Origin of the sequence: Mesorhizobium sp. M1163, from assembly GCF_040318415.1 — a bacterium.
GTDB lineage: Bacteria > Pseudomonadota > Alphaproteobacteria > Rhizobiales > Rhizobiaceae > Mesorhizobium.
In genome coordinates this window covers 54,991-67,627 of the sequence record NZ_JAMYMF010000018.1, presented here as the reverse complement: position 1 = coordinate 67,627, position 12,637 = coordinate 54,991, and the positions used below count along the sequence as shown (strand labels likewise).

Annotated in this window: 14 protein-coding genes; 9 read left to right on the top strand and 5 right to left on the bottom strand. The window is 63.3% G+C overall.

Annotation, left to right across the window (positions count from 1 at the left end; all coding sequences use genetic code 11):
* Positions 1-159 precede the first annotated feature (159 nt).
* The 3 genes from NKH43_RS18210 (at position 160) to NKH43_RS18200 (ending at position 2,630) form a co-directional block, all read left to right on the top strand.
* Entirely contained in the window at positions 160-1,053 is an 894-nt protein-coding gene (locus NKH43_RS18210) for an EAL domain-containing protein (RefSeq protein WP_352859270.1), read from the top strand.
* The gene (locus tag NKH43_RS18205; protein ID WP_352859268.1) at positions 1,050-1,904 is read left to right on the top strand and encodes an EAL domain-containing protein; all 855 of its coding nucleotides are present in this window, start codon (positions 1,050-1,052) and stop codon (positions 1,902-1,904) included. The genes NKH43_RS18210 and NKH43_RS18205 overlap by 4 nt, the downstream gene beginning before the upstream one ends.
* A 117-nt stretch (positions 1,905-2,021) precedes the next feature.
* Complete coding sequence (locus NKH43_RS18200) at positions 2,022-2,630, top strand: glutathione S-transferase family protein (protein ID WP_352494924.1); 609 nt, start codon at positions 2,022-2,024, stop codon at positions 2,628-2,630.
* An 87-nt stretch (positions 2,631-2,717) separates the two neighbouring features.
* On the opposite strand, the gene NKH43_RS18195 is transcribed toward NKH43_RS18200, so the two are convergent.
* The 3 genes from NKH43_RS18195 to NKH43_RS18185 form a co-directional block, all read right to left on the bottom strand.
* A complete protein-coding gene (locus NKH43_RS18195) occupies positions 2,718-2,972 on the bottom strand; it encodes a ParE family toxin-like protein (protein ID WP_352592436.1) in 255 nt (84 codons plus the stop codon).
* Positions 2,969-3,169 carry a hypothetical protein gene (locus NKH43_RS18190; RefSeq protein ID WP_352495012.1) on the bottom strand — a complete coding sequence of 67 codons (201 nt, stop codon included), beginning with the start codon at positions 3,167-3,169 and terminating at the stop codon, positions 2,969-2,971. The genes NKH43_RS18195 and NKH43_RS18190 overlap by 4 nt, the downstream gene beginning before the upstream one ends.
* Before the next feature lie 277 nt (positions 3,170-3,446).
* Positions 3,447-3,659: a cold-shock protein gene (locus NKH43_RS18185; RefSeq protein ID WP_023678332.1), complete on the bottom strand. Its 213-nt coding sequence runs from the start codon at positions 3,657-3,659 to the stop codon at positions 3,447-3,449.
* Between the two features lie 300 nt (positions 3,660-3,959).
* Between NKH43_RS18185 and NKH43_RS18180 the strand changes: the two genes are divergently transcribed.
* Positions 3,960-4,286: a hypothetical protein gene (locus NKH43_RS18180; RefSeq protein ID WP_023719370.1), complete on the top strand. Its 327-nt coding sequence runs from the start codon at positions 3,960-3,962 to the stop codon at positions 4,284-4,286.
* A 49-nt stretch (positions 4,287-4,335) separates the two neighbouring features.
* Here the strand turns inward: NKH43_RS18180 and NKH43_RS18175 are convergent, their stop codons facing one another.
* The gene (locus NKH43_RS18175) at positions 4,336-4,908 is read right to left on the bottom strand and encodes a methylated-DNA--[protein]-cysteine S-methyltransferase (RefSeq protein WP_352846715.1); all 573 of its coding nucleotides are present in this window, start codon (positions 4,906-4,908) and stop codon (positions 4,336-4,338) included.
* A gap of 162 nt (positions 4,909-5,070) precedes the next feature.
* Between NKH43_RS18175 and NKH43_RS18170 the strand changes: the two genes are divergently transcribed.
* The 5 genes from NKH43_RS18170 (at position 5,071) to NKH43_RS18150 (ending at position 8,592) form a co-directional block, all read left to right on the top strand.
* Positions 5,071-5,892 carry a transglycosylase SLT domain-containing protein gene (locus tag NKH43_RS18170; protein ID WP_352516008.1) on the top strand — a complete coding sequence of 274 codons (822 nt, stop codon included), beginning with the start codon at positions 5,071-5,073 and terminating at the stop codon, positions 5,890-5,892.
* Positions 5,885-6,373 (top strand): GNAT family N-acetyltransferase, encoded by a 489-nt coding sequence (locus NKH43_RS18165; RefSeq protein WP_023719367.1) that lies wholly within the window; start codon positions 5,885-5,887, stop codon positions 6,371-6,373. The genes NKH43_RS18170 and NKH43_RS18165 overlap by 8 nt, the downstream gene beginning before the upstream one ends.
* A 340-nt stretch (positions 6,374-6,713) precedes the next feature.
* On the top strand, positions 6,714-7,097 hold the full coding sequence (locus tag NKH43_RS18160) for a DUF6152 family protein (protein ID WP_352859265.1): 384 nt from the start codon (positions 6,714-6,716) through the stop codon (positions 7,095-7,097).
* A complete protein-coding gene (locus NKH43_RS18155) occupies positions 7,098-7,562 on the top strand; it encodes a DUF6644 family protein (RefSeq protein ID WP_352859263.1) in 465 nt (154 codons plus the stop codon).
* Positions 7,563-8,043: 481 nt separating this feature from the next.
* Positions 8,044-8,592: a site-specific integrase gene (locus NKH43_RS18150; RefSeq protein ID WP_352859261.1), complete on the top strand. Its 549-nt coding sequence runs from the start codon at positions 8,044-8,046 to the stop codon at positions 8,590-8,592.
* 276 nt (positions 8,593-8,868) lie between these two features.
* Here NKH43_RS18150 and carB read toward each other — a convergent pair whose 3' ends face one another.
* Positions 8,869-12,372, bottom strand: coding sequence for a carbamoyl-phosphate synthase large subunit (gene carB, locus NKH43_RS18145; protein WP_352859259.1), 3,504 nt, complete (start codon positions 12,370-12,372; stop codon positions 8,869-8,871).
* Positions 12,373-12,637: the final 265 nt, after the last annotated feature.

Sequence of the window (12,637 nt, the reverse complement as noted above, 5' to 3'; positions counted from 1 at the left end):
CGCATCATCTGGTCAAGCGCAAGCCCCGGCGCAAGCCCAGCGCAGGCATTGTCGAATGAGCTAACGCGCAATGCTGGCAACAATAAATTCATCAACGATCGGTAAAAGCTTGAACGGCAGGACCGTGGCCGGTCTGCCAGTCTCGTACAGCGAGGAACCGTGACGCGCAGCATCGAGCTTGCCCATATCATCCGCCATGATGACGGCACCGCCAGCGGTGTCTGGGGGCTCTATACGCTGCAAAGCGCTTTCCAGCCGATCTTCGCCTTCAACAAGGGCAAGCTTTCCGTCGTCGCCTTCGAAGGGCTGATCCGGCCGTTCCGCGACGGCGAGCCGCAGCAGCCGATGAGTTTCTTCAACAGCTGTCCGGCGGTCGACCGCCTGCATATCGAGGCGCTGACACGGACGCTGCACCTTCTGAACGCCGGCGCCTGCCTGCCGCGAGACGCCTCGATCTTCATCAATTTCGATCCGTCGGTGTTCACCGACCGCGGCATCGCCGACAAGGCGCTGCGCGACATGCGGCTGGTGCTGCACGAGGCCGACATCGATCCGCGCCGCGTCGTCTGCGAGGTCACCGAGCAGAAATCGGCGTCGCAGGAAACGCTCTACAATTTCGTCGAGGCGCTCAGGGGCAACGGTTTGCGCATTGCAGTCGACGATTACGGCGCCGACGAATCCGACATCAATCGTATCAAGGAACTCAGACCCGACATCGTCAAGTTCGATGCCGACTGGATCATGACGCTGATGGAATCCGGTGCCGGCTTCGCCTTGCTGACCGCCATGGTGACCAGCTTCGAAGAGCAAGGCATCCGTACGGTATTCGAGGGCATCGAGACGGGCTGGCAGCTCGAGCTTGCCGAAAAGTCGGGCGCCTCGATGGTGCAGGGCTACGTGCTGGCGCGCCCCGAACTTGCGCCGACCAGCTTTCGCGTCTTCGACATGAGCGGGCAGGCGGCCGCGGTGTCGGCCGATGCGGAGAAGATACCCGTGGCCGTTTCGCCATCGCGGCGACCGATGCGGCCCTTTGGCCGCAGGGTGTCATCGTGACCGGGCAAGCCGACATGCGGCGCAAGGTCGGAGAGGCGATCTTTGCCGACGAGGTCGGCATCGAATATGGCGTCTACGGCGCATTCCGGCTAAGGAGCGCCTACCAGCCGGTCTTCGCGCCGCGCGGCAGATTTCTCGCCGCTGTCGCGGTCGAGGGACTGATCGAGCCGCATCGTGCCGGCAGGCCGGTGGCGCCGCAAATGTTCTTCGAAGGCCTGCCGGCAGCGGATCGGCTGTTTGTCGAAACCATGTGCCGCGTGCTGCATTTGCGCAACTTCCGCAACATCGGCGTTGACGGGCTCGACCTGTTCTTCAACTACAATCCGCTGATCAACGATGACCCCGCACGGGCGCTGGCCGAAATCAGGCTGATGACCAGGCATCTGGCGGATTTCGGCCTGCATCCCGGCATGCTGGTCTGCGAGATCACCGAGCAGGCGGCTGGCGACAAGGTGCTTGTCAGCCTGGCGCGTGAGATGCGGCGCGACGGCGTCCGTATCGCCATCGACGATTTCGGTACCGGGCATTCGACGGAAGAAAGGGTCGCTCTGGTGCAGCCCGACATCGTCAAGATCGACGGCACCTGGTTCGCCGAATTCTGCCGCCATGCCGCCGCCGAGCGGTTTTTCCGGCCGTTGGTTTCGACGCTGCACGACCGTGGCGCCAAGGTGCTGGTCGAAGGCATCGAGAACGCCACGCATCTGCGCGTCGCGCTGGATGGCGGCGTCGACCTGCTGCAGGGCTTTTATCTTGCCCGGCCGGCGCTGGCCGGTACGATGTTCGATGAGGAGCCGCTGTCGAGCGACAGACTGCTTGGCAGGGATAGCAACGTCATCCCTTTGTTCGGATGAATGCATCAGCGGCGCTGATGGTTACGCCAAAACAAATCACTGGATGAAGCCGCCGCTGCCGCGATAGAGGCTGGATCAAGCCCTGAGACGGGTGGTTGCGAGCAAGGGGGAGCACCGATGATACTCTATGGAATGATCGACAGCGGCAATTGCTACAAGCCGCGCCTGTTGATGGCCAAGCTCGGCATCGCTTTCACCAATGTCGAGGTCAGCTCGCATGCCGGCGACACGCGCAAGCCCGACTATGTCGCGAAAAACCCGAACGCCATGGTGCCGCTGCTCGAACTCGACGACGGCCGCCGGCTGGCCGAATCCAATGCCATCCTGCTCTACCTCGCCGAAGGCACGCGGTTCCTGCCGGCGGACAGATACGAACGCGCGCTGGCCTATCAGTGGCTGTTCTTCGAGCAATACAGCCACGAGCCTTATATCGCCGTGCGCAGAGCGCTGCTGACCTTCCCTGAAAGAGCCAAGGACGCGACGCCCGAGCGGCTGGCGCTGACGCTGGAGCGCGGCAACAAGGCGCTCGGCGTCATGGACAAGCACCTGGCCGGGAGCAGCTTCTTCGCCGGCAGTGCGCTCAGCGTCGCCGACATTGCGCTCTATGCCTATACGCATACGGCCGAGACGGGCGGCTTTCAGCTCGACGCCTATCCGGCGGTCGCTGCCTGGCTGCAACGGGTCGAGGCCGACCCGGGGCATGTGCCGCTGGAGTGGCTGCCTTAATTCTGTTCTCACGCTTATCGCCGCTTCGCGGCTCGCTCCGGACGTCGCGCTAGCGGCTTTCGGCCCGTGGCGTGAATGGACGCGCGGCTATTTCAGCAGGCGATCATATTCGGAATGGGTGCGTATCCAGAACCAGACCACGTCATCGTGGTCGCGAACAGCTACGGCGCGGTAATTGACATCAACCCGCGCCGACCAACAGCGCCCGACCTGTTTGAAATGCAACGACGGGTGGAACGGCTCAGAATTCAGTTTGGCGAAACGTCTGTTCGCCTTTGCTTTGATCAACGAGGGCAGTTTTGCGTAAGCCTCCCAAAACGAGGGAGTGGCAAAATGCTTCACAGAGGCCGAGTCCGGCCGGCCCGATGATCAGCCAAGGCCTGCTCGGCAAGCCTGTCCAGCCTGCCGGCCTTGGCATCGCCTTCAAACTGCTGGTCCCACATGTCGGCCTGCAGCGCCTCGAACCATGCGGCAAACGCCTTGAGCTCTTCGGGGCTTAGTTCGGCGACGGATTTCTCAATCTGTTCAAGCTTGCTCATGGGTTGATGGCACCATGACCGGGGTAAAAACACCACAAAGTGGTCCCATAGGACCAAGGCGGTGGTTCATCGGAATCCAGACAGCAAAAAGGCGGGACAAAATCCCGCCTTCCCATGCTTGGTAGCCTGATCGGGAGCGTTTTGGCCGGGCCGGCAGCAATCTGCTGCTTCGACTTGTCGGGGTCTTTCGCTCCGGCGCGCTTCTCGCGCGACCGCCAGTACATCCGTGACTTGCCGCGCGCCCCGGGCTAGCGCCCGGCGCGCACCATTCGCAAAATCAGGCTGCCTTGCTCAGAGATCCAGCGGACGACTTGCCAGTGCGGCGGTCCTGCTCGATCTCGAAGTTGATCTTCTGGCCTTCGACCAGGGTCGACAGTCCAGCGCGCTCGACTGCGGAGATGTGAACGAAAACGTCCGCGCCGCCGCTGTCAGGCTGGATGAAGCCGAAACCCTTGGTGGAATTAAACCACTTGACCGTACCTGTTGCCATTTCGATAGTCCTTTACGTTTGCTTTAGTTTGACTGGACCGAAACCCAGCCGGTTTGTATCGAGATTTTGGAGATAGAACGTCAGCAAACGCGAATATCGCGAGGCCCGGATCGATCGGCCGAAATATCAATGGACCGCATATAATATGCTTTCGCGCGAAAAACAAGACGGGGCGGAAAATGGCGCGGCGGCAACGCTGCCCAACGGCCGCCCCAATCGCGTGAGAGCGTCGTCGTTGCGCGCCTGACGCGGGAAGACCGCGCCGGCTTCGGGCGCGACCGGGTTTTGGGGGAGAGGGCCATGAAAATCGTTCTGCTTGCCGCTTGCCTGACGCTGGTGGCCGCCGAGGCGCAGGCGGTCTCGCGCTACGACCCGACGCGCATGAGCTGCGGCAAGGTGCAGGCGACGATCGCGCGCGAGGGCGCCGTCATCCTGCGTTACAGATCGGCGCGCGTGCCGGGGCTGGCGCTCTACGACCGCTATGTGCGGAGCCAGCAATTCTGCGACATCGGCGAGGTCAGGGCGCGGGCCTCGGTGCCGAGTGCCGACACGAATTCCTGCACCGTCTACAAATGCAAGCGGGTGGAGATCGACCGGCGTTTCCGCCGGCGCCTGCTTCCGGATTAGGGGCGGTTGACGTCCCAGGGGTGCGGGCGTCACCTGAATATCAGCACACCTAGAACCCGAACGACACTTGTGCCGGCGGCGGCGGGCCGACGCGTACGCCTTCCATTGCCAGCATCTTTTCCTTGGTGGCCGAGCCGCCGGGCGCGGAAAATCCGCCGATCTTGCCGCCGGCGGCAAGGATGCGATGGCAAGGGATGACCAGCGGCACCGGGTTGGCGCCGAGTGCGGCGCCCGTCTCACGCGCCAGCCCGGCATGGCCGGCGCGTTTGGCCAGTTCGCCATAGGTGGTGGTTTCGCCGAAGGCGAGCTTTCGTGCCGCGTCATAAATCGCCAGGCGGAACTCGTCGACGCCGCTGAGATCGACCGGCACGCCGGAGAAATCGATATCCTCGCCGGCGGCATAGGCCTTGATCGAGGCGATCAGCTCCGTAACCCATTGCGGCTCGGGCTTGGCTGCCTGGTCGATGTCTGAGGCATGGCGCAGCAACCGGCGCTCCACCGCGTCGCGACTGCGCTGCGGCAGGCAGAGCCGGGTCAGCCCGGCATCGCTCCAGGCGATGCCCATGAAGCCGAGCACGGTTTCGAATACCGCGTGGCCGGCGGTGGCATGAGAGGCGTCCATGGCGTGCTCCTTTCCGGAATCCTTCGAAGTACAAATCCAGAACAATATCGCATTTCCCGGCCCGGCTCGCCACCCGAAAACCACCGTCTACCGCGGATTGCCGGGGGAAAGATGCTGGTGTAAGGACTTCTTAACACCCGACGAACCGGACCCGAGCGCCGCTTGCCAGCAAAATTCCTCTTTCCCGTCCTTGCGGCGGTGTTGGCCGTCGCCGCTCTCAGCGGTTGCACCTCGACTTCGCCGGTGACCTCGGCGCCCGCCTTCACGGAAAACTCTGCCAACACCGATGCCGGCTTCACGCTGGCGCTGCCCGACACGGTTTCGGTGCTGCCGGAACCGTCCGGCCTCGCCCAGACGGCAGCGCTGCCGGTCGAGCCGGCCGCCGCCTTTGCCGGGGCGACGCCGCTGGCGGCTTCTGCGCCCGCCGTCATGACGGCCAATGCCCAGCCAGCCATCGCAACGGCCGCTGTCGCCATGCCGGTCACCGAACAGACCGCCGCCATGCCCGGCGTTCAGCCGGTTTCCTACACCGTGCCGCAGAACCCGGCCGCTCTGGCCGCGACCGACCTGGCAGAGGGCCAGTCGAACGCCGGCGGCCGCAGCGAGATCGAGCGGCTGATCGAGAAATATTCCGCGCTTTACCAGGTGCCGGTCGATCTGGTGCGCAGCGTCGTCAACCGCGAGAGCACCTTCAACCCGAAAGCCTACAATCGCGGCCATTGGGGGCTGATGCAGATCAAGCACGCGACGGCGCGCGGCATGGGCTATGACGGGCCGGCGAGCGGCCTGTTCGACGCCGAGACCAATCTGAAATATGCGGTGAAATATCTGCGCGGCGCCTGGCTGGTCTCAGGCGGCAACCCCAAGCGCGCCGACCGGCTCTACCAGAGCGGCTATTATTACGACGCCAAACGCAGGGGGATGCTGAGCGAAACCGGCCTCGGCAGCGACCGCCTGCGCCGCCGCATGCAGCCCGATGCCTGAGCCGCGTCCGCCGGCGCCAAACGAAATAAGACTGCGCAAGGTCCTCGACGACACGCTTCTGGCGCCGCGCTGGCCAGAAGGTTTTTTCATGCGCGGCTTCGAAGCCGCCGATGCGCTTGCTCTGCATGCGCTGTTGACCGCGGTGTTCGACGACGGCGCCGACGGGCCGTTCGACGAATGGTGGCCGCGCATTTCGGGCGACGCCGAATTCGATCCCGCTTTGTGTTTCCTGGTCATCGACCGCAAGGGCCGGCTGGCGGGCGCGGCACTCTGCTGGACGCGGGCTTTCGTCAAGGACCTTGCCGTCCATCCCGAGGCGCGCGGCAAGGGCATCGCCGAGGCGCTGATGCGGCACGCCTTTGCGGTGTTTCAGGCAAGGGGCGCGGTGCATGTCGACCTCAAGACCAACACGGTCGAGAACGCCGCCGCCGTCAGGCTCTATCAGCGGCTGGGAATGGTCGAGGTGGATTGGGCGGGGTGAGAGGTCGGGGCAAGCGCCTTGGTAAGTGCGTTCAGCAGAGGCTGCGACGCTCGAAGGTAACGGCATGGATCCTAGGGTCTCCGCGACGTCGCTTCGCTCCGGCTCCGCCCTAGGATGACGAAGGTACAGTGGAATAAGGCCAATTGCGAACGTTGGAGATTGGCTGGAACCTCCCCTCGCTTCGTCATCCTAGGGCGGAGCGAACGCGAAGCGGAGCGCAGACCCTAGGATCCATGCCGTTACCATGGCTGTGGAGCGCAGCGCCCCAAAAGGCCCTCATGTGATTTGACGCTGCCGCGCGCTGACCTACCCTCTAATGCCGGAACCGAGGAGACGAGCGATGCAGTCACCTTTCAACCGGAGCGTCGCGCTGGGGGCGGCTGTGCTCCTTGCCGCCGCCACCGCAGCCTATGCCCATCATGGCTGGTCGTGGACGCAGGACGGGTTTTTCGAACTCAAGGGCCGGATCACGGCCATCTATATCGGCAACCCGCACGCCACGCTGGATGTCGACGCCGAGGGAGCGGTCTGGCGGGTGGAGATGGCTCCGCCCTCCCGCACGATCGCTGCCGGCTTCACGGAAGGTGTTGCCAAGGTCGGCGACGAGGTGACGGCGATCGGCCATCGCTCGCGCGACGAGAGCGAAAAGCGCATGAAGGCAGTCCGCATCATCGTCGGCGGCAAGACCTATGATGTCTATCCCGACCGCTTGCCGCCGGCCTGAATGGACGGGTTTTTCGCCGGCATCGAGCAACTCGCGCTTGTGCGGGGACTGAAGGCCTCTTTCGTCGCCTACCCAATCGTCAATGCGCTGCACATCATGTCGATCGGCGCGCTGCTGACCAGCGTCTGGCTCATGGACCTCAGGATCCTGGGCGCCTTCCGCTCGCTGCCGCAGCCGGCGTTCGTGGCGCTGCTGCGCCGCACCGCATTGGGCGCGTTCGGCGGTGCGCTGGTCACGGGCTCGCTGCTGTTTTCAGTCAGGGCGAGCGAATATGTGGCGATGCCGGTTTTCCTCGCCAAGATGGCGCTCATCCTGCTTGCCGGCGCCAATTTCCTCGTCTTCATGCGCCGCGCAAAAGGCGGTGACGAGCCGGCTGGTGGGGCCACGACCGTGCTGGCTGTGCTTTCGCTGATGCTGTGGACGTCCGTGCTGTTTGCGGGGCGGTTTATTGGGTTTCTCGGCTGAGGCGAGCGAGGCGCTGGCGTTCGCAGAGCGGGCCACAAGGCCATCAACCGCGATTAGGCCAAGGATTTTGCGCCGCAGGCATCAAGTTCCGCCGTCAAGTCCCCGTTGGGGGTTTACTGCCGGTTTCGTATGTGCCGAGGCTATGTTGGTCGTCCAGATTGACGGCGGCCAGTATGAGGGTTCGGATTTTTTGATGACGAGCGGGACATCGCTCTGAGGCGATGTGGTTTTCGCGCGTGGCGCTTCTAGAACGATGACGCGCTGCGCGAACTGGATTTCCGTCTGCGACACGATCATCGCCTATGGCAGGGACACGAGCCTGCAGCCGTGGCGGTGACTGCTATCAAAATCCGGCCGTCAAAATGATCACTCCCAAGGTCCAATCAAACGGCGAGTTTTTAAAAAAATCATCAAATTTGACATTGTACGTGTTGACTTTGATGAGAAGGCCGATCATTGTGATGGGGGACAGGAGATTGCAATGGATGTGAGACCTAGATCGCGCGAAGCCCTGCTAGAGTTTTTGGATTACCTAGCGAGAAAGGGCCTGCTCAATAAGACTACCGCTAATGCCAGGAAGGCAGCGGCGGGAAAAGTCCTTGCATTGCTTGATGATACCGAGGCTGCTGATTTAGCTAACGTCGATCTTGACCACTTGATGCATAGATTTTCGAATATCGCTGGCGGCGATTATACACCAGGGAGCCTAAATACTTACAAGAGCCGCATTAAGTCGTCGGTTGAAGATTTTTTAAACTACCAAGATAACCCAATGACGTTTAAAGTCGGAGGGGCGGCTGGAACGCGAAAGGTGAGTGAGCGCCAAAAGGTGGGCCAAGGGTCAGCAGAACGGCCTGCTGCTCGGTCGGCCGCCCCGGCGGTGATGGCTCCGCCGACCAGCGTATCGGTGCTTCCGATACCAATTCGCCAAGATTTGATCGTTCAAATCCAAGGATTGCCTTTTGATTTGACGACAGCAGAGGCAAATAAAATTGCAAATGTCGTGCGAGCTATGGCAACATCTGACTGATTCTCCCGTCCAAACGGAGAATCGTTCTCGGCCTAGCCGAGGCATCGGGGCCGCTGGTAATAGGGTCCATACCTAAGACCAGCGGCCTCCACCAATCTGAAAACTTTTCCAGATATTCAGATTAGATAGCCGATTTGCCGGCCCCAGGCAAACTGGCCCGGCTAAGAGAGCGACGTCCAGTAGACATCTGCCAAGCTGGAGCACCCCTCATCCGTCTCGGCGCCAAAGCGCCGATCCACCTTCTCCCACAGGGGGAGAAGGGAAGGCGCTAATCGCCTACGCAAAATACTCCTGCAGCGGCCGCACTTCCAGGCTTCCCGCCCGCAGCGCCGCAATCGCCTCAGCCACCGCAGCCGCGCCCGATAGCGTCGTGTAATACGGCACCTTCTGCATCAGCGTGGCGCGGCGGAGCGACTTCGAGTCCGAGACCGCCTTCTGGCCGTCCGTGGTGTTGAAGACGATCTGCACCTGGCGGTTGCGGATGGCGTCCTCGATGTGCGGGCGGCCTTCCAGTACCTTGTTGATTTTCTCGGCGGCGACGCCGTTTTCGGCGAGGAAGCGGGCGGTGCCAGAGGTGGCGAGCACCTTGAAGCCCTGGCCGGCGAGCCGCTTGACCGCCGGCAGGATGCCTTTCTTGTCCTCGTCGCGCACCGAGACGAACAGCGTGCCGGAGCGCGGCAGGTCGACGCCGGCGCCTAGCTGGCTCTTGGCGAAGGCCAGCGCGAAGTCGCGGTCGAGGCCCATGACCTCGCCGGTCGAGCGCATTTCCGGGCCAAGCAAGATGTCGACGCCCGGAAAACGGGCGAAGGGGAACACCGCTTCCTTGACCGCGATGTGGCCGGGATTGCGTGGGTCGGGCATGGCGCCGTAATGGGCGAAGGCGTCTTCCAGGCTCTCGCCGGCCATGATGCGGGCGGCGATCTTTGCGATCGGCCGGCCGATGGTCTTGGCGACGAAGGGCACGGTGCGCGACGCACGCGGATTGACCTCCAGCACATAGACCGTGCCGTCCTTGATCGCGTACTGCACGTTCATCAGCCCGCCGACATTGAGCGCGCGGGCAAGGGCCGCCGTCTGGCGCTCGAGTTCGTCGACGAGCTCCGAAGGCAGCGAGTGCACCGGCAGCGAGCAGGCCGAGTCGCCCGAATGGATGCCGGCCTCCTCGATGTGCTCCAATATGCCGGAGACGTAGGTCGACCTGCCGTCGCAGAGGCAATCGACATCGACCTCGATGGCGCCCGACAGATAGGTGTCGAACAGCAGCGGGTTCTTGCCGAGCAGCGTGTTGATCTGGCCGGTCTTGTCGTTGGGGTATTTCTGCTTGATGTCCTCCGGAACCAGGCCGGGCACGGTGTCGAGCAGATAGGATTGCAGCATGCTCTCGTCGTGGATGATCTGCATGGCGCGGCCGCCGAGCACATAGGACGGGCGCACCACCAGCGGGAAGCCAAGCTCGCCAGCGACGAGGCGGGCCTGCTCGACCGAATAGGCGATGCCATTCTTCGGCTGGCTGAGGCCGAGCTTGTGCAAGAGCTTCTGGAAGCGGTCGCGGTCCTCGGCCAGATCGATCATGTCGGGCGAGGTGCCGAGGATCGGGATGCCAGCCTTCTCCAGCGCATCGGCGAGCTTGAGCGGCGTCTGGCCGCCGAACTGGACGATGACGCCGACGAGTTCGCCCGAGGCCTGTTCGGCGCGCAGGATCTCCAAGACGTCCTCCGGCGTCAGCGGCTCGAAATAGAGCCGGTCGGAAGTGTCGTAGTCGGTCGACACGGTCTCGGGATTGCAGTTGACCATGATCGCCTCGAAGCCGGCGTCGCGCAGCGCAAAGGCGGCATGGCAGCAGCAATAGTCGAACTCGATGCCCTGGCCGATGCGGTTGGGGCCGCCGCCGAGAATGACGACCTTTTTGCGCGACGAGACCTGCGCCTCGTTGGCGAGCGCGCCGGCAAAGGGCACTTCGTAGGTCGAGTACATGTAGGCGGTGGGCGAGGCAAACTCGGCGGCGCAAGTGTCGATGCGCTTGTAGACGGGATGAACGTCGAGCTTGTCGCGTATCTTCTGGATCTCTTCGACGTCTTTCCTGACCAGCGACGCGAGGCGGGCGTCCGAGAAACCCATCGCCTTCAGCATGCGCAGATTGGTGGCATCCTCGGGAATGCCGTGCTCGCGGATGCGGGCTTCCATGTCGAGGATGCCGGCGATCTGCTCGAGGAACCACGGGTCGATCTTGCACATTGCATGCACGTCTTCCAGCGAGGTGCCCATGCGGATCGCCTGCGCCACCATGCGCAGCCGGTCCGGCGTCGGCGTGCCGAGCGCGGCGCGGATAGCGTTGCGGTCGTCGACATGGCTGGCGGGCGCGTTCCCGTGGCCGATGCCGGGGATCTCGATCTCGTCGAGGCCGGTCAGGCCGGTCTCCAGCCCGCGTAGCGCCTTCTGCAGCGATTCCTGGAAGGTGCGGCCGATGGCCATGACCTCGCCGACCGATTTCATCGAGGTGGTCAGCACCGGCTCGGCGCCGGGGAATTTCTCGAAGGCAAAGCGCGGGATCTTGGTCACGACATAGTCGATACTCGGCTCGAACGAGGCCGGCGTCGCGCCGCCGGTGATGTCGTTCTCCAGCTCGTCCAGCGTGTAGCCGACGGCGAGCTTGGCGGCGATCTTGGCGATCGGAAAACCGGTCGCCTTGGAGGCGAGCGCCGAGGAGCGCGAGACGCGCGGGTTCATTTCGATCACCACGAGTCTTCCGTCGGCAGGATTCACGGCGAACTGCACGTTGGAGCCGCCGGTCTCGACGCCGATCTCGCGCAGCACCGCGATCGAGGCGTTGCGCATCATCTGGTATTCTTTGTCGGTCAGCGTCAGGGCAGGGGCGACGGTGATCGAGTCTCCCGTATGCACGCCCATCGGGTCGATGTTCTCGATCGAGCAGATGATGATGCAGTTGTCGGCCTTGTCGCGGACAACCTCCATCTCATACTCCTTCCAGCCGAGCACGCTCTCCTCGATCAGCACTTCGGTGGTCGGCGAGGCGTCGAGGCCGGACTGGACGATCTCGTAGAATTCGGCGCGGTTGTAGGCGATGCCGCCGCCGGTGCCGCCCATGGTGAAGGACGGGCGAATGATGGCGGGCAGGCCGACATGGTCGAGCGCTTGTGCTGCAATCGCCATGCCGTGGCTGATGTAGCGCTGCTTGCGGTCGCCTTCGCCGAGGTTCCAGCTGGTCTCCAGCGCGTCGAGCGCGGCGTCGAGGTTTTCGGGCTTCTCGGCCTTCAGCGCGGCGCGCTCGGCCTCGTGCGTCTTGCGGTCGGCGTTCTTGACGTCGGTGGCGTTGGCCAGCATCGACTTCGGCGTTTCCAGGCCGATCTTGTTCATCGCCTCGCGAAACAAAGCGCGGTCCTCGGCCTTGTCGATGGCCGTGGCGTCGGCGCCGATCATCTCGACCTGATAGCGGTCGAGCACGCCCATGCGGCGCAGCGACAAAGCGGTGTTGAGCGCGGTCTGGCCGCCCATGGTCGGCAGCAGCGCGTCGGGCCGCTCCTTGGCGATGATCTTGGCCACCACTTCGGGCGTGATCGGCTCGATATAGGTGGCATCGGCCAGTTCCGGGTCGGTCATGATGGTGGCCGGGTTGGAATTGACCAGGATGACGCGAAAGCCCTCTTCCTTCAGCGCCTTGCAGGCCTGGGTGCCGGAATAGTCGAACTCGCAGGCCTGGCCGATGACGATGGGGCCGGCCCCGATGATCAGGATCGACTTGATGTCGGTGCGTCTTGGCATGTCGAGGGTCCGTTCGGCGGGCGGCTTGCACAAAAAGCCGGACGGGATGACCCGGCCGGTTGTGCTCGCGATTCTGGTATCAGGCTAGGAGGGCCTTATAGGGAAGAGTTTTGCCGGATGTAACCCCCTAAAATGCGAGTAGGGGAGTAGGGGGGTAGGGGAATAAGGCAGTAGGGCAGTAGGGCAGTAGGGCAGTAGGGCAGTAGGGCAGTAGGGCAGTAGGTCAGTAGGGCAGTAGGGCAGTAGGGCAGTAGGGCAGTAGGGC